The organism is Nostoc sp. DedQUE02 (assembly GCF_034531035.1).
Taxonomy (GTDB): Bacteria; Cyanobacteriota; Cyanobacteriia; order Cyanobacteriales; family Nostocaceae; genus Nostoc.
In genome coordinates this window covers 23,171-40,562 of sequence record NZ_JAVRBY020000061.1, presented here as the reverse complement: position 1 = coordinate 40,562, position 17,392 = coordinate 23,171, and the positions used below count along the sequence as shown (strand labels likewise).

General features: G+C 39.6%; 11 protein-coding genes and 1 pseudogene. 6 read left to right on the top strand and 6 right to left on the bottom strand.

Translation table 11 applies throughout. From position 1 onward, the window contains the following. From RMX98_RS29800 to RMX98_RS29775, 6 genes are all read left to right on the top strand, one after another. Positions 1-6,403 (top strand): non-ribosomal peptide synthetase (locus RMX98_RS29800; RefSeq protein WP_322676633.1); only part of this gene is annotated, 6,403 nt, incomplete at its 5' end. Positions 6,404-6,590: 187 nt separating this feature from the next. Next, positions 6,591-8,600 carry an ABC transporter ATP-binding protein/permease gene (locus tag RMX98_RS29795; protein WP_322676632.1) on the top strand — a complete coding sequence of 670 codons (2,010 nt, stop codon included), beginning with the start codon at positions 6,591-6,593 and terminating at the stop codon, positions 8,598-8,600. 146 nt (positions 8,601-8,746) lie between these two features. After that, positions 8,747-9,541 carry a hypothetical protein gene (locus RMX98_RS29790; RefSeq protein WP_322676631.1) on the top strand — a complete coding sequence of 265 codons (795 nt, stop codon included), beginning with the start codon at positions 8,747-8,749 and terminating at the stop codon, positions 9,539-9,541. 355 nt (positions 9,542-9,896) lie between these two features. Beyond that, positions 9,897-10,481 (top strand): pyrroline-5-carboxylate reductase family protein, encoded by a 585-nt coding sequence (locus RMX98_RS29785; RefSeq protein ID WP_322676630.1) that lies wholly within the window; start codon positions 9,897-9,899, stop codon positions 10,479-10,481. After that, positions 10,482-10,718, top strand: coding sequence for a pyrroline-5-carboxylate reductase family protein (locus RMX98_RS29780; RefSeq protein WP_322676629.1), 237 nt, complete (start codon positions 10,482-10,484; stop codon positions 10,716-10,718). Between the two features lie 328 nt (positions 10,719-11,046). Beyond that, the gene (locus RMX98_RS29775) at positions 11,047-11,826 is read left to right on the top strand and encodes a hypothetical protein (protein ID WP_322676628.1); all 780 of its coding nucleotides are present in this window, start codon (positions 11,047-11,049) and stop codon (positions 11,824-11,826) included. Positions 11,827-11,892: 66 nt separating this feature from the next. Here the strand turns inward: RMX98_RS29775 and RMX98_RS29770 are convergent. The 6 genes and pseudogenes from RMX98_RS29770 to RMX98_RS29745 all read right to left on the bottom strand — a co-directional run. Further along, positions 11,893-12,099 (bottom strand): annotated as a pseudogene (locus tag RMX98_RS29770) (IS630 family transposase); the annotation flags it as partial. 234 nt (positions 12,100-12,333) lie between these two features. Then, positions 12,334-12,600 carry an NIL domain-containing protein gene (locus tag RMX98_RS29765; RefSeq protein ID WP_322676627.1) on the bottom strand — a complete coding sequence of 89 codons (267 nt, stop codon included), beginning with the start codon at positions 12,598-12,600 and terminating at the stop codon, positions 12,334-12,336. A gap of 162 nt (positions 12,601-12,762) precedes the next feature. Further along, a complete protein-coding gene (cysW, locus tag RMX98_RS29760; RefSeq protein WP_322676626.1) occupies positions 12,763-13,638 on the bottom strand; it encodes a sulfate ABC transporter permease subunit CysW in 876 nt (291 codons plus the stop codon). Next, positions 13,625-14,485: a sulfate ABC transporter permease subunit CysT gene (gene cysT / locus RMX98_RS29755; protein ID WP_409881757.1), complete on the bottom strand. Its 861-nt coding sequence runs from the start codon at positions 14,483-14,485 to the stop codon at positions 13,625-13,627. The genes cysW and cysT overlap by 14 nt, the downstream gene beginning before the upstream one ends. 288 nt (positions 14,486-14,773) lie before the next feature. Next, on the bottom strand, positions 14,774-15,925 hold the full coding sequence (locus RMX98_RS29750; protein ID WP_322676625.1) for a sulfate ABC transporter substrate-binding protein: 1,152 nt from the start codon (positions 15,923-15,925) through the stop codon (positions 14,774-14,776). Between the two features lie 346 nt (positions 15,926-16,271). After that, positions 16,272-17,045 carry a sulfite exporter TauE/SafE family protein gene (locus tag RMX98_RS29745; protein WP_322676624.1) on the bottom strand — a complete coding sequence of 258 codons (774 nt, stop codon included), beginning with the start codon at positions 17,043-17,045 and terminating at the stop codon, positions 16,272-16,274. Positions 17,046-17,392 lie beyond the last annotated feature (347 nt).

Sequence of the window (17,392 nt, the reverse complement as noted above, 5' to 3'; positions counted from 1 at the left end):
GTTGATTGGCTTTTTTGTCAATACCTTAGTCATGCGTACCGACTTATCAGGCAATCCCACCTTTAGGCAGTTGTTGACTCGTGTTCGAGAAGTCGCTTTCGGAGCATACACTCATCAAGATTTGCCTTTTGAAATGTTGGTAGAAGCATTGCAGCCAGAACGCGACCTCAGCCATACACCACTGTTCCAGGTAATGTTTGTACTTCAGAACACGCCCATGTCTGGAGTAGAGCTTTCTGGCTTAACTATCAGTTCATTGAGTGCCCAAAGCACAACTACCAAGTTTGATTTAACTTTAGCAATGCAGAACACTCCTAGTGGACTAATGGGCGTGTGGGAATATAACACTGATTTATTTGATACCAACACAATTGAGCGGATGAGTGGGCATTTTGTGACCTTGCTGGAAGGTATTGTTACTAACCCAGAGGAGCAGATTTCCCAATTGCCAATGCTTACAGAAGTTGAACAGCATCAGTTATTAGTAGAGTGGAACCAGACAGCAGTAGAGTATCCACTAAATAAATGTGTCCATCAGTTGTTTGAAGAGCAGGTAGAGCGTACTCCGGATGCAGTAGCAGTGGCGTTTGAAAATGAACAACTGACTTACCAGCAGTTGAATTGCCGTGCTAACCAGTTGGCTCATTACTTACAGTCTTTAGGCGTAAAACCAGATGTGCTAGTGGGGATTTGCGTTGAGCGTTCATTAGAAATGGTCGTAGGACTGTTAGGTATTCTCAAAGCAGGTGGTGCTTATGTACCACTCGATCCAAACTATCCTCAAGAACGCTTGAGCTTTATGCTGGAAGATGCTCAAGTTCCAGTGCTGCTGACACAACAGCAACTGCTGGAAAAGTTGCCTCAGCATCAAGCACAGGTTGTATGTTTAGATACTAACTGGCAAGTTATTTCTCAGTTAAGTCAGGATAATGCGTTAGCGCAGCTTACCGTAGGTATCACCGAAGGTGGGCGGAACGCCATCGCCACTGTGCAAGATAGTAACTTGGCTTATGTGATTTATACCTCTGGTTCTACCGGAAAGCCTAAAGGAGTGATGGTTTCTCACCGCAACCTTTGCAACCATATGTTCTGGATGCAAGCAACATTCCCCCTGACTCAAGCAGACAAAGTGCTACAGAAAACTCCCTTTAGCTTTGATGCCTCAGTTTGGGAATTCTACGCTCCTTTGTTAGTAGGCGGACAGTTGCTATTAGCTCAACCAGGAGGTCATGCTGACACTGCTTACCTCAAGGAGTTAATTGCCGAACAGCAGGTAACTACTGTTCAATTTGTACCATCATTGTTACAAATACTGTTAGAACAAAGCGGACTGGAAACTTGTGACTCCCTGAAACACATCTTCTGCGGTGGTGAGACTTTACCATTGGCTTTGCAACAGAAAGTCTTAAGTAATCTCAAAGTTAACTTGCACAATCTCTATGGGCCGACGGAAGCTTGTATTGATGCAACTTTCTGGACTTGCAAGCCGGATATTCATCTCTCGGTTGTTCCTATCGGTCGCGCGATCGCTAACACGCAGGTTTATATTTTAGATGAATATCTGCAACCAGTTCCGATTAGTGTACCAGGAGAACTGCACATTGGCGGTGCTGGATTAGCAAGAGGCTACCTCAACCGTCCTGAGTTGACAAAAGAAAAATTCATCCCTAACCCTTTTAGCGATGAACCACATTCCCGCCTTTATAAAACTAGTGATTTAGCACGTTATTTACCAGATGGGACAATTGAATACCTTGGTCGCATCGATAACCAAGTGAAGATTCGCGGCTTCCGCATTGAGTTGGGAGAAATTGAGACAGTCCTCAACACGCACCCACAAATACAACAAGCTGTAGTCATTGCTAGAGAAGATATTCCAGGTGATAAACGTTTAGTAGCATATTTAGCTGCTACTGATAAGTCACTGACAACCCATCAACTACGTGAATTTCTCAAGCACCAGCTACCAGAATACATGGTTCCTAGTGCGATCGCCATTTTGGAGTCCTTACCTCTAGCTCCTAGTGGCAAAGTAGACCGCCGCGCCTTACCAAAACCAGATTTAGACGGTACACTTTTAGAAAAGTATGTCGCCCCACGGACACCTACAGAAGAACTGTTGACACAAATTTGGGCGCAAGTGCTGAAAGTAGAGCTTGTAGGCGTTCATGATAACTTCTTTGAACTTGGCGGACACTCGCTACTCGCAACTCAACTAGTTTCGCGTATCCGCAACATTTTCAAAATAGAACTACCATTGCGTGAGTTATTTACTGCTGCCACAGTAGCCGAATTGGCCCGAGTAATTGGTCAGTTACAGCAAGAAAACCTAGAAGTATTTGCACCACCGATATTAAAAAGAGCAGAAAATGCAGACTTACCACTGTCTTATGCACAACAGCGTTTATGGTTCTTAGACCAATTAGAGCCAAACAGTTCCTTTTACAACGTACCTATCGGGTTGCGTTTGTCAGGGACTGTGCAAGTTGCCGCCTTAGAACAAAGCTTAAGTGAAATTATTCATCGCCACGAAGCTTTACGCACTAATTTCACTACAGTTGATGGAAGACCAACTCAAGTCATTCAAACACAAACAAATTGGACATTATCAGTTGTTGACTTAAAGCATTTATCAACTAGCGAACAAGAAATAGCTACACAGCGATTAGCACAGCAACAAGCAATTCAACCGTTTGACTTGGCAAAGGGAGCATTAGTCAGAGCCACATTAGTAGTCTTGTCCCAGACAGAAAACATCTTATTAGTGTGTATGCACCACATTGTCTCTGATGGCTGGTCAGCAGGTGTGTTTGTTTATGAATTGGTAACACTTTACAATGCTTATTCAATAGGTCAGCCGTCACATTTAACACCATTGCCAATTCAGTACGCAGATTTCGCTTTATGGCAGAGACAGTGGTTGCAAGGAGATGTACTACAAAGCCAACTCTCTTACTGGCAACAACAACTTCAAGATGCACCAGCCTTATTATCACTACCCACAGACCGACCCAGACCAGCCCAGCAAACTTACAATGGGACACATCAAGAGTTTGTACTTTCTGGTGAACTAACTAGTAAGCTGGCAAAACTTAGCCAAGAGCAAGGTTGTACTCTGTTTATGACGTTGTTGGCGGCATTTGATACCCTACTTTCCCGCTACACGGGTACAGAAGACATATTGGTAGGGACTCCAATTGCTAACCGCGATCGCTCCGAGATAGAAGGATTAATTGGCTTTTTTGTCAATACCCTAGTCATGCGGGCTGACTTAGCAGGCAATCCCACCTTTAACGAATTGCTGAGTCGCGTTCGTGACATGACAATGCAGGCATACTCTCATCAGCATTTACCTTTTGAAATGCTGGTAGAAGCATTGCAGCCAGAACGGGATCTGAGTTATTCACCACTGTTTCAAGTCATGTTCGTCCTCCAGAATGCCCCCACATCTGGATTAGAACTGAGTGGGCTAAGTGTCAGTCCATTCTCAATGAAAGGTAAAACCTCCAGGTTTGATTTAACCTTGATTGTGCAGAATACTGACACTGGGTTAGTAGGGTTGTGGGAGTACAATACAGACTTGTTTGATGTCTCTACCATAGAGCGAATGACAAGTCACTTTGTCATCTTGTTAGAAGGTATTATTGCTAACCCAGAACAACGAATTTCTCAACTGCCCCTGCTAACAGAAGTTGAACAACAGCAGTTATTAGTGGAGTGGAACGATACTTTTGTAGATTATCCCCTACATAAATCCATCCATCAGTTATTTGAGGAGCAAGTGGAACTGACACCCGATGCGGTAGCCGTGGAGTTTCAAAATCAACAACTCACTTACTCCCAATTAAACTGTCGTGCTAACTCTTTAGCACATTACTTGCAGTCAGTCGGTGTAAAACCAGATACCTTAGTTGGGTTGTGTGTCGAGCGTTCTTTAGAGATGATCGTCGGAGTGTTGGGAATTCTCAAAGCAGGTGCAGCTTATGTTCCACTTGATAGTGAGTATCCGAGCGATCGCTTGAGTTTTATTTTAGAAGATACTCAAGTTAAAGTTTTACTGACTCAACAGCGACTGATTGACAGGCTGCCCCTAAATCAAGCAAAACTTCACTTCGGCTGCGCTCAGTACAAGGTTTGCTTAGATACTGACGCTGAAGCAATTTCTCAGTACAGCCAGGACAACGTAATTTCTGGCGTACAACCCAATAACTTAGTTTATATAATTTACACTTCTGGTTCCACAGGCAAACCAAAGGGTATAGCTATGAGTCAGCTTGCTCTTTGCAATCATATTTTGTGGCATCGGGACAATCTCAAAATTTCTCGTGACGCAAAAACTCTACAATTTGCTTCGATTAGCTTTGATGTTTCATTCCAGGAAATCTTCACTACCTGGTGTTCTGGCGGTACATTGTTCTTAATCACAGAGGAGTTACGTCGTGATGCTTTAGCATTGTTAGGTTTTCTGCAAGAGAAACAAATTCAGAGAATGTTTCTCCCTGTTGTCGGCTTACAGCAACTTGCGGAATTCGCTATTAGTAATGAATTAGTCAATACTCATTTGCGAGAAATTATTACTTCTGGGGATCAGTTGCGAATTACCCCAGCGATTTATGATTGGTTGGGTAAACTAACTGATTGTACATTGCACAATCAGTATGGGCCATCCGAAAGCCATTTAGCTACCAATTTTACTTTGCCTGATTCAGTCCAAACTTGGCCGCTACTGCCTCCCATTGGACGACCGATTTCTAACACGCAAATTTACGTCCTAGATAAATATTTACAGCCTGTACCGATTGGTGTCACAGGAGAAGTGTACATTGCAGGTGTGCTTTTAGCCCAAGGTTACTTGAACCGTCCTGAATTAACACAAGAGAAATTCATCTCTAACCCCTTTAGCAGTGACCCTAATTCTCGCCTCTATAAAACTGGGGACTTAGCACGTTATTTAGCTGACGGTAAGCTTGAATCTTTAGGACGTATTGACAATCAAGTTAAAATTCGGGGTTTCCGCATTGAGTTGGGCGAAATTGAAGCTGTACTAGGTCAATATGACGATATCAAATCATGTTGTGTCATTGTGCGTGAAGATACTCCTGGTAATAAACGCTTAGTTGCCTATGTACTTCCGCATCAGCATTGCAAACCTAAAATCTATGAATTACGCAACTTCTTAAAAGTAAAGCTACCTGATTACATGGTGCCAAATGCTTTTGTGATATTGGAGGAAATGCCACTTACTCCTAACGGCAAAGTAGACCGCCGCGCATTAAAAGCACCTTCTAATATCAATAACTTAGACACATTTGTTCAACCCCGAAATACCATAGAACTACAACTGACCCATATTTGGTCAAAAATCCTCAAGCTTGAGAATGTGGGAGTAAAAGATAACTTTTTTGACTTGGGTGGTCATTCCCTTTTAGTTCCCTACTTAATAGCTCAGATTAAGCAGCAGTTTAGTAAAGATATCCCCTTAGTCACGGTATACCAACATCCAACGATTGAAGAGTTGGCAGAGGTGTTGCAAAAAGATGCTGGTGTCTTTAGCTGGTCTCCTCTGGTAGAACTTCAGCCAAAAGGTTCAAACCCACTTTTGTTTTGTCTACCGGGTTCTGGGAGTCATGCTTTTTACTTGTATAACTTATCCCGTTGTCTCGGTTGTGACCAACCATTTTATAGTTTCCAAGCAAATCATTTAGGTAGAGAAATAGCACCTGTTGAGGACATGGCTAGTGAATATATTCAAGCATTACAGGCTGTGCAGCCACAAGGGCCATATTTTTTGGCAGGACATTCTTCTGGCGGTAGAGTTGCGTATGAAATGGCACAGCAATTGCTGCGTCAGGGTCAGGCGATCGCTTTAGTTGCTATTCTTGATACCACAGCGCCGGATCCTCAGGAACCGCAGATGGAATGGGATGATGCTACATGGCTGATTAAGATTGCTGACACCATGAAAACTATGTATGCAAAAGACATGGATATGGATACTGATGCATTTCCACTATCAGACCTAGATGAGCAACTTAAATATGTTTTAGAATACTTGAAAATGCTTGAAATTTTGCCTCTTGATGCAGATACCACATCTTTGAAGCAGTTAATGCACGCTTTCAAAGTTGATGTCAAAGCCTTCTTTGAGTATGTACCACAACAAGTACATCCGGTTCCACTGGCTCTGTTACGAGCCAGCGAGTCTAATATAAAAGAGCCTGTCAATGAATCTGAGCCAGGGATTTTCCATGATGTCGCTTGGGGATGGAACACCTTGTCTAGCGAACCAGTGAATGTTCAGTTTGTCCCTGGCAACCATATTACGATGATGATTCCACCTCACGTTCAAGTTTTAGCCGATCGCTTGAGAGATTGCATCGAACAAGCGAAGAAAAATATTTAAGTGCTGACAGTTGACAGTTGACTGTTAACTGTTAGCTGTCAACAAATATTGGGTAGAAACCCCGTCCTTTTAGGACGGCAATGCGCGTACCGTTAACCGTTAACCGTCAACAATCATCAAGATGCGAGTCCCAAAAATAATTCTACGCTAAACTCATTCTCAAAGATTTTCAGTTTATTTCTAAAATATGGTAACGCAAGTTGTTCAAGCTCAGCCTTCAAGAAATGCTTTTTCAGATTTTACTCAATTCTGGGAAGATATAAAAGCGGTTACTGGTCCTTACTGGTATCCAACAAAGCCAGGAGAAAGAGCATTTTCAGACGTAATTCGTGCGTGGGGAATGCTTATTCTCCTAATATTACTAATAATCACGCTTGTTGGTATAACTGCTTTTAACACTTTTATTTATCGTTATTTGGTCGATTTCATTATACAAGAAAAAGATTATTCTAAATTTATTCAGACTATATCCATTTATGCTGCTGGACTTGTTTTAATAACCTTTACTTTAGGATTTTCTAGATTTGTTAGAAAGCAAATTGCTCTTGATTGGTATCAATGGCTTAATAATCATATTGTAGATAAATATTTTAACAATCGTGCTTATTACAAAATTAATTTTAAAGCTGATATTGATAACCCAGATCAACGTTTATCCCAAGAAATTGAACCAATTGCCAGTAATTTCCTGAGCTTTTCAGCTACTTTGCTAGAAAAAGTACTGGAAATGACAACTTTTTTAATAGTTGTCTGGTCAATTTCACAACAGATAGCTGTTGCCCTCTTTGTGTATACAATTATAGCTAACTTAATTGCTGTTTACTTAAATCAAGGATTGATTAAAATTAATCAAAAAGAACTCGAATCTAAAGCCGATTATAATTACGCTCTAACTCATGTTCGCAATCATGCTGAGTCGATAGCTTTTTTTAGGGGAGAAAAACAGGAACTAAATATAATTCAACGTAGATTTAGTAATTTTATAAAAAATACTAAACACAAGATTAATTGGGAGAGAACTCAAGAGATTTATAACAGAGGTTATCGGTCTGCTATCGAACTTTTCGTGCTCTTGGTACTTGCACCTTTATATATCAAGAGCGAAATTGATTTTGGACAACTTGCACAAGCTATTACAGCTAGCTATCAGTTTGCTCTTGCTCTGGAAACATTAATCAGTGAATTTGGTACTTCTGGGCGATTTTCTAGTTACATTAAGCGTTTATCTGAGTTTTCAGATGCGTTAGAAGCAGTGATTGAAGAACCACAGAATGTGAGTACTATTAAAACAATAGAAGAAAATCATTTCGCTTTTGAGAATGTCACCTTACAAACACCTAACTATGAGGAGGTAATCGTCGAAGACTTGTCATTGTCTGTTCAACCGGGAGAAGGTTTATTAATTGTCGGGCCGAGTGGTCGAGGTAAAAGTTCTATGTTGAGAGCGATCGCTGGTTTGTGGAATGCGGGAACTGGTCGTTTGGTGCGACCTTCCCTAGAAGAAGTTTTATTTTTACCTCAACGTCCTTACATCATCTTAGGAACTCTGCGCGAACAGTTACTATATCCTAAAACTAATCGTCAGATGACTGATAGAGAACTGAGAGAAGTTTTGCAACAAGTCAATCTACAAAACTTATTAAGTCGAATTGATGGCTTTGATACAGAAGTTCCTTGGGAGAATATATTGTCATTGGGAGAACAACAACGCCTTGCATTCGCACGCCTATTAGTGACTCATCCTCGATTCACAATATTAGATGAAGCAACAAGTGCTTTAGATTTCAAAAATGAATCAAGTTTATATCAACAATTACAAGTAATGAAAACAACATTTATCAGTGTAGGACACCGGGAAAGCCTATTTGATTATCATCAATGGGTTTTGGAACTTACATCTGATTCTAGTTGGCAACTTTTGAGCGTGCAGGATTATCGCAATCAGAAAATAACTAATCAAAATTTTCATAAAGATACACTAACAACATCTAATAATAAATTACAAAAACAATCTGACACTTTATCACAAAAAACTATAAATGAAGGACTTTCTCATAAAGAAATGAGTGAATTAACTTTTTATGCTATTAAGACTATTAGGAGTAAAGCAAGCAAAGGAGAGACTATTGCAGCTAGAGATGGCTTTACTTACCGCTATAACAAAGACCCCCATGTACTGAAATGGATCGTAATTTAAAGGTTAATCGGATTCTATAAGATTGATTTTTATTTAGATATAAAAGTGTGATAAAAAAATAATAAAAATCCAAATAGTATTAATGGTTTTGAAGTACAATTAAAAAGGTCGTAATTGCAATTTATTTAAACGAAAGGAACTGTATTATGACTACTGTATCTAATCAAATTCAATCAACTCTGTGGGAAGAAAAACAAGAGTATTCCTTAAATACAGAATCTTTAAAAAAGCTGATTGAACACCGCATTCCGCTGATTCGGATTAAAGACTTTGCTACTGTTGAAGAGTGTGAGATGTTATATTCTCAATCTCAATTGCTTAACTTTAACACTTATGAAGATGTTACTCCTAAAATTGAAAAAGTTGGCATCACAGTGTTTGAATACAACAGCATTAGTAAAGCAAATTATTTTCAAGAAGTAGAAAGAGCATCTAAATTAAGAGATTCAATTTTTGCAGCTTCTTTCAATCCATTGGAACGCATCATGGAGAAATTTCGTGAGTGTGGTGCAAAAGTGCGAATAGCTTCTGAAGCAGACTACGGAAGCTATTATGCAGGGTTGATCAGAAAAATTGAGAATGGTACGCAAATACATATTGATTTTGCCCCATTGGAGCAATCTGGATGGGAAGTTTGCACAATTACCACTCAACTTTCTTGGACTTTATACTTGAAATTGTCTGACAAAAATCATGGTCAAACCTGCATTTACGATCGCCGTTGGGTACCAGAAGATGAGCAATATAAACTCGATTCCTACGGATATAGCGATACAGTCATTGCCAATGTAGACACGGTTGCTTTCCAACCTTATGTGGGTGATGTCTTGCTTTTCAATACCAGCAACTTTCACTATGTTGAGCCAATGCAAGGACAACGTGTAGGTTTCACTTCCATGATTGGCTTACTTCCTAACGGTGAAATTATTTTCTGGTCTTAAAACAGTAATCAGTTAACAGTTAACAGTAATCAGTAAATAGTAAATAGTTATCAAGCCCTATGGTAGTGAACTCTAACTTAAGGAGTAATACATCACTGTTTATTAATTACTACTTACTAATAACTATAAAATACAGTGAGGTAATGATTCATGCCCCTAGCAGCTGTGATGAATGCACCATTACAACCAGTTACAGTGCAAAACTTACGGAAAGTCTAATTAGTCGTTCATACACACTACAAGAAATTAATCAAGCTCTAGCAGATGTAGAAAAAGGCTCTGTATTAAAGGCTGTGATTGTTCCCAATCTATCTTGATAACAATAATAGATTGATTTGTGTAATAGGGAGAAGATATGCTTGGAGATTTAGAAATTGCCTTTATCGGTGGTGGGACGATGGGCGAAATGATAATAACTAGATTATTATCGACGAAAATTGTTCCAAAACTCGATCTAATTATTGTCAGCGATCCACTTGATGCGCGATGCCTGCATTTGGAACAGGAATATGGAATCCGTACCACAACCAGCAATATAGAAGCGGTAAAAGGTGCATCGATTGTGATATTGGCAGTGAAGCCGCAGGTTTTAGGATCTGTTATGGCTATGCTGAAGGATAAAATTTCACCTGAAGCTTTAGTAATTAGTATTGTGGGTGGAGTAAGTATTGCATCTCTGTGCCAAGGGTTAAATCATGCTGCTGTTGTCCGTACAATGCCGAATATTGCAGTACAAGTAGGTCATGGAACTACAGTATGGAGCGCATCATCAAGTGTGACAGAGATACAGCGATCGCAGACACAAGTAATTTTACAAGCTTTAGGTAAGGAGCTTGCTACTCAAAATGAACATTACCTTGATATGGCAACGGCGTTGAGTAGCGCTGGGACTGGATTTATATTTTTGTACATCGAAGCGATGATTGATGCTGGAGTCTAGATGGGTTTAACTCGCACACAAGCTCAAGAATTAACATTACATACAATTGCTGGCAGTGTAGAACTAATGTTTCAGACTAATGAACATCCAGCCATCTTACGCAACAAGGTAACGAGTCCTGGGGGAGTAACTGCTGCTGGCCTTTACGAGTTAGAAAAAGGTGGGTTGCGAACTGTAATTTCTAATGCAGTATTTACTGCTTTGAGCCGCACTCAACAACTAGGCAATATGTTTTAAAAAGCAATAAAGTTTATATCAACAGTTACAAGTTACGCAAACAACATTTAGATTTCAAAATATTGAATTAGGTAAGCCCACATGTTTTAAACCTAAATCACATTTTATTAAACAATTAAATAGTTAGTTTCTTTCAAAAGATGAATATATGCAGTTAAATATTTCACGATACTTTATTATTTTTGACTGTAATTAACACACAGTTTTTAAAAATTTAAATCAAACATTGTTTGCCAAAACCACTTTTTAATAAAGCTTTTTTATTAAGAAATTTTATTGTTTATTATCTTCATAGAACTTAATCACAAGAGATAAAGGAGAAACTTTCATGTTAAAGACAACTCAATGGCAAACCTTAAATGACTGCGAAATGAACCCTGAAAATTTTCAGGCATTACTAAGAAATGAAATTCCATCAATTCGGATTTCTCAATTTGCTTCAATTGAAGAATGCCAGAAATTAGCATTAGGAATTGAAAAAGTTGGATTTGATTTTTATAAAAATGTAGAACCACCTATTGGCAGAATTGGCATTACTCAATTTGAATATATAAATAGGGATAAATCAGGATATTTTGATGCAGTTAGAAAAGCTACTGAAAATTATAATAACGTAACTTACTTATCTTTCGATCCGCTAAAACGGTTAGCAACAATTTTGCGCCAGAATGTATCAAGTCAAGTACAAATTGCATATGAAAATGAAGTGTGTGGACATTATTTTGCGGGGTTGATACGTCAGATCAATATTGCCTTGTTACACTTAGACTTTGCACGGTTAGATGCTCCAAATTGGACAATAGGAAATATTACTTCTCAACTAGTGTGGAATGTATATATTAAAGCTCCTAGCCAAGGTGGTATCTGCAAAGTCTACAACCGCCAGTGGCAGCCTGAAGATGAAAAATATAAAATTCCTGGTTCCTATGGCTACGATTATTCGTTAGTAGCTAACTCAGAAGTAAAGCATAATATTCCACTCACAGGAGATTTAGTTATCTTCAACAGCCGTAATTTTCATGAAGTCTTACCAGGCATTGGAGAGCGTATAACAATTAGCTCTTTTATTGGAAAAATGCCGGGAGGTGATTTAGTTTTTTGGTCGTAAAGGCAATTTATAAACCTGTAAAAGTGTGTAATACGAAGTTGCCAAAGATAGTATTGTTACTTTTCGTTATATGGAACATAACCAGGAAAATCCGACTTCTCCTTTAACGATGGTTGGATTGTTCATCAACCACTGACATCGTTGAATCAAGATGGTCTCTAAAGAATCAAGGGTATCAAACACTTTATTGGCTAATCGTTCTCTAAGTAATGGCCAAATACACTCAGTGGGGTTAAGTTGAGGAGTATATGGGGGAAGAGAGTACATGATGAGTGCATCGCTTGGCGGTAATCGAGCGAAGTCGAGATTCAACTACCGCGCAGTCGTTGTGTCCCTTGTCCCCAGTCCCTTGTTATATAAAATGATGTTTGAAAATAGAAAAAATTAAAAACCGTCCCTAACTGGAAAGAACGGTTTAAAGATTTTATTGATAAATTGATTAAAGAAGTGGGCAAAGAGTAAGTTTAGTTTAGATATGGGTAGGAATTAGCGAGCAGTTTCTTACTCTTACCAATCGCTTGCTTTAGTATCATCCCAGACTTCCAATTCCAAGTTGCGAAGATAGGTTAATCCGCTTTGAATTTGTGCATCTGTTCCTTGTAGTTCAAGGTCAAACCAACCATCACCGACAGCATTGGCTCCCAAAATCGCTGCTGTGATATTTACAGTCAGTCCATAGTCAGACACCAGGCGAGAAATGACAGGTTCCTGGTGATAATCTTTGGGAATTCTGAGTCGAATCCGTTTATTGGTAAGTGTATTGTCAGTAGCCATATCTGAATTATTTCAATCCCCAATCGAGATTGGTACAGAACTACCCTTTACCCTAATGGTAATTTCCTGATAGGTACTAAGTAGATCGTACCATATCCCATGATTTGCTTGTATCCTATTCAAAGGATAACTATAATCTCTTGATTTTTCTATTCAACATCTTTAATCAACATCTTTAATACGGGTTTTCCGTTCCAGAATTTCCTTCAGCACCAAGGTTACTACTGCTAACAACGCTAACAATACAGCCGCAGAGAAAGCCGCTTCGGTTTCGTATTGTTTGTAAGCATCTTCTACAAATAGTGGTAGGCTCTGGGTTTGGTCAGCAATGTTGCCAGATACGACTGAAACCGCTCCGAATTCACCCATTGCTCTAGCATTGGTCAAAATTAAACCGTAGAGTAAGCCCCAACGGATACTAGGTAGAGTGACGCGCAAAAATATCTGCCAATCTTTTGCTCCTAAAGTTCTAGCAGCTTCTTCTTGATCCTTACCAAACTCTTCTAAAACAGGAATTACTTCCCGCGCTACAAAGGGCATACTTACGAAGGCTGTAGCCAGTACCATACCTGGAAAGGCAAAGATAATCTTGATATCATGGGCTTGGAGCCAAGGGCCAAACCACCCATTGCGTCCGTAAAGTAACACAATCATTAATCCTGCAACTACGGGCGAAATCGAAAAGGGCAGGTCAATAATGCTCAAAACTACGGCGCGTCCAGGAAATTTATGACGAGCGATCGCCCAAGCTGCACATAGCCCAAACACTGTATTTAAAGGTAGAGAAATCACAGCTAATAACAGTGTTAACCAAGCTGCATGGAGAAAAGCTGGTCGCGTCAGGTTGGATAGAAACGGCCCAGTTCCTTTGCTGAAGGCTTGGACAAAAACGTTAATTGCCGGGATGTATTGAACTAAGGCTAAATAGGCGATCGCTATCCCAATTAAAACTATTGGCACCCAACTATTCTGCTCTTTCGGCTTGGCGGTATGTGTTTCAGATGCAGATGAGTGAAAACTTGGCTTATCTACTGTCATATCGCCTTGCCCATCCTTGTAAGAAATTAATTGCCAATAACAGTACCAGCGAAATTGATAGTAAAACTATGCCAATAACTGTTGCACCAGAATAGTCATACTGCTCTAACCGTTGGAAAATCAGCACAGGTGCGATTAAATCTTGGAAGGGCGTATTAGAAGAGATAATTACAGTCGAACCATACTCTCCAACTGCACGGGAGAAACCCAAGGCAACACCAGTTAAAATCGTGGGAAATAAAGGTGGCAAAATCACTTTCCAGAAGGTCTGCCATTGAGAAGCACCCAGACACCAGGCAGCTTCTTCAATTTCATGTTCCATTTCTTGAAGTACGGGTTGCACAGTTCTCACAATAAAAGGTAGTGAGATAAATATCATTGCTACCGCTACTCCCGTGCGGGTAAAAGACACCTTAATTCCCAGTGGTGCTAGTAGCGAACCGAGCCAGCCATTATTGCTGTAAACTGTTGCCAGAGTTAGCCCTGCTACAGAAGTTGGTAGTGCAAAGGGTAAATCTACTGTGGCATCAATCAAGCGCTTTAAAGGAAAGTCGTAACGAACCAAAACCCAAGCAATCAAAGTTCCAAATACGCCATTGAGTAAGGCTGCAAATATAGCTGTAAAAAAAGTTACGTTGTATGTTGCTAATGCGATATCACTGGTTGCGATCGCCCAAAACCTAGATGGAGGTTCTGTACCCGCTTTCAGGAACATGGCAACTATGGGGATAAACAACATCACTGTCAGGTATCCTATGGTGATTCGCCAAGTCCAAGGAACCCGCCCCAATTTCTTCCAGAACGGTGTTTTGCGTTCAACTTCCACAGACGGAGATACAGTCGTCACGTTGCTTCGCTCCGAATTCAAAATTCAAAACTTGTACTGAGCTTGTCGAAGTATTCAAAATTCAAAAAAAGTTTTTTGTCAGTTTTCGTAATTCGTAATTATTACTCCACAACAGTTCGCGCAGAGTGCCGTAAGCAAATTAAGCTGTACCACATTTGAATTGCATAACTATGGCGGGCTTTTCAGCCCACCCCACAAGAGTTTTATTTAATCTGATTATGCAATTTAGGTGTTTTTCAGCTTAGTTAATCTCTCCTTCAATTACGAATTACAAATTATGTTGATTAATTACTTTTTCTTGGCTTGAATTTGGTCAAAAATAGCTCCATCTGCGAAGAACTTTTTATTGATTCCATCCCAACCACCGAAGTCTGCAACTGTACCTAAAGTTTTCACCTTGGGAAATTTGTCTGCAACTTCTTTACTTAAGGTCAAAGTATCATCCACTGGTCGGAATCCTAGTTTTGCAAACTCCTGTTGAGCCTCTGGAGTATATAGATATTTGACAAAACCTTCGGCAACTTCACGCGTACCGTGCTTATCAACATTTTTATCTACCACTGCGATGGGATTATCGATGGAGATATTGACATCAGGGATAATCGCAGTCAACTTTTCACCCTTTTGTTCTGCCAAGATGATCTCATTTTCATAGTTAATCAAGGCATCACCTTGACCTTGTTTGAAAAATGCATCAGTAGCTTCACGGGCATCTTTTGTCAACAAAGGTACGTTTTTGTAGACTTTAGTCACAAATTCAGTCGCTTTGGTATCATCTCCACCAGTTTTAATCACTGAATTCCAAAGAGCTAAGAAATTCCAACGAGCAACTCCTGATGTTTTAGGATCGGCAGTGATTAGTTTGATCCCGTCTTTAGATAAATCTTGCCAAGTATTGATACCTTTAGGATTTCCTGGACGGGTGACTAATGCTGCAACTGATTTGGAGACAATACCATTGTTAGGAACTTCTTTCTCCCATCCTGGCTGAATCAATCCAGCTTTTTCAATTTTTGAAGTGTCTCCAGCTAGCGCCAAGTGAACAACATCTGCTTCCAAACCATCAATAACGGCGCGAGTTTGGGAACCAGAACCGCCATAGCTTTGCTTGAAGACGACAGTTTGATTATGATCTTTCTTCCACTGTTCTACAAACTTAGGAATAATTGCTTCGTGAGCGGCTTTGGTGACAGCAAAGGAAACTAGAGTTAATTCAACATTATCTTTGCTTGCAGCTACAGGAGTAGCACTAGCATTAGGGGTTTCAGAGGAAGAAGTATTCCCAGTTCCTCCACCGGAGCAGGCGGCAAGCGCCACACTCAATACAGTCCCTACCAAAAAGAGTGATACAAAGCCTTTGAGCGAATTTAGTCTGAACCGATAGGTTCTATGTTCAGCAATCGCTTGTAATCTTTTCAGTGGGCGTTGCCACAAACTCATTCTATTTTCTCCACTAAATCTACAGATAACTGATGGGAATACAGTTATATTCTATTTATAATACCGGATGATTCCCTGAATCTAGTTACAAACACCAAAAAACTCCACATTTTTTACAAAGAATATGGAGATTTTATCAGTTTTGTGAACAATTAAAAATGGTTTCAATTTCAAGTATTATTTGCGTAGGCGCAGCCCACCGTAGGCATCGCAATCAGTAGTTTTGGCAATCAAGCAACTTGCTATGGAATTAGCATAAAAACTTTCAGAGGCAGAGGCTTACAGCAAGAACCACTAAAGCAGGATGGCCAATAGCAGTTGTCTCTATGAACAGCTTGTTAAGTATTTAGATTTTTGGTGAATATGCAACAAAATCAAATAATGTCTTGAATGCAAGAGCAATTACTGTACTGAGAAATATACGCCGTAACCAGAGGTTGCTGAGTCTGAGGGCAACCCGCGATCCAACAATTCCACCAATGAACATAGTAATACTCAGAATAATACCTAGTTTGTAATCAACTATTCCCTGTGTAAAGAAAATAATGGTGGCAATCAGCGAAGAAAAAATGTTGATAAATTTTGTGTTTGCGATCGCCTGAACAAATGTCATCCGAAATAGGCTGACATAAGCTGCTGTGAGCATAGTGACATAGCCACCACTAAAGAAACCACCATAAACACCAAGCACAAAAGTTGCCACATATCCACCAATTTCTTCTATTGGTGATGGTTTCCCTATTCTTGAAACGATTCCAGCATTCCGATTAGTGATTGAAAACACGACAACCACAATCATCAAAATCGAGATAATTAGAGGCATCGATTTTGAAGGTACAACTAAAACAAGTAATGCACCGATAATTGAGCCTAAAAGTGTTAGGGCAATCATGATTGGCAAGCGACTGCGGTCAATTGCTTTTTTACCAATAAAAGGTAATGTGCCACCAACACTCATAAAGGTTAATGCCAACATATTAGTGGCAAGAGCAATACGCGGTTCAATACTCAATTGCAACATTACAGGAACGGTAATTAAAGAAGTACTTCCTGTGATGACACTTATGATACTTGTTAGAAAAAAAATTGCAATCAGGAAGAGCAATTGACTAGAAGTCATGAAATATTTTATTTTTTTATGTTGTTAAGAGTACATTTTTTCTAAGGCTATGGCAGCGACTAGAAGACATCTCAAGTTTTTGTTTTAAAAGAACCACAGCCTTTTGTTAGCTATATTAATATAGACACAAGTAAGTGTAAAGTTATTATTTTTATACCAACAAAAATGGTTTTTTTATATAAATTAGTAACAACTAAGTTGGGAAAAAGTTGTATAAATTGGTAAATTACAACAGTGAACCACATCTGTTGTTATAAATATTTATTATGGGTTTTACCTTCAGTTGAAACCCTTCTTTCTGATGTCCAATACAACTCTTGGAGAGGCTGTGCCAACGGCAACTCTTG

Excerpts from the sequence above, each read along its gene's own strand:
- RMX98_RS29780 (WP_322676629.1), top strand. The coding sequence starts at position 10,482 with ATGGGTTTAACTCGCACACAAGCTCAAGAATTAACATTACATACAATT.
- RMX98_RS29775 (WP_322676628.1), top strand. The coding sequence starts at position 11,047 with ATGTTAAAGACAACTCAATGGCAAACCTTAAATGACTGCGAAATGAAC.
- RMX98_RS29795 (WP_322676632.1), top strand. The coding sequence starts at position 6,591 with ATGGTAACGCAAGTTGTTCAAGCTCAGCCTTCAAGAAATGCTTTTTCA.
- RMX98_RS29765 (WP_322676627.1), bottom strand. The coding sequence starts at position 12,600 with ATGGCTACTGACAATACACTTACCAATAAACGGATTCGACTCAGAATT.
- cysW (WP_322676626.1), bottom strand. The coding sequence starts at position 13,638 with ATGACAGTAGATAAGCCAAGTTTTCACTCATCTGCATCTGAAACACAT.
- RMX98_RS29750 (WP_322676625.1), bottom strand. The coding sequence starts at position 15,925 with ATGAGTTTGTGGCAACGCCCACTGAAAAGATTACAAGCGATTGCTGAA.
- RMX98_RS29745 (WP_322676624.1), bottom strand. The coding sequence starts at position 17,045 with ATGACTTCTAGTCAATTGCTCTTCCTGATTGCAATTTTTTTTCTAACA.
- RMX98_RS29785 (WP_322676630.1), top strand. The coding sequence starts at position 9,897 with ATGCTTGGAGATTTAGAAATTGCCTTTATCGGTGGTGGGACGATGGGC.
- RMX98_RS29790 (WP_322676631.1), top strand. The coding sequence starts at position 8,747 with ATGACTACTGTATCTAATCAAATTCAATCAACTCTGTGGGAAGAAAAA.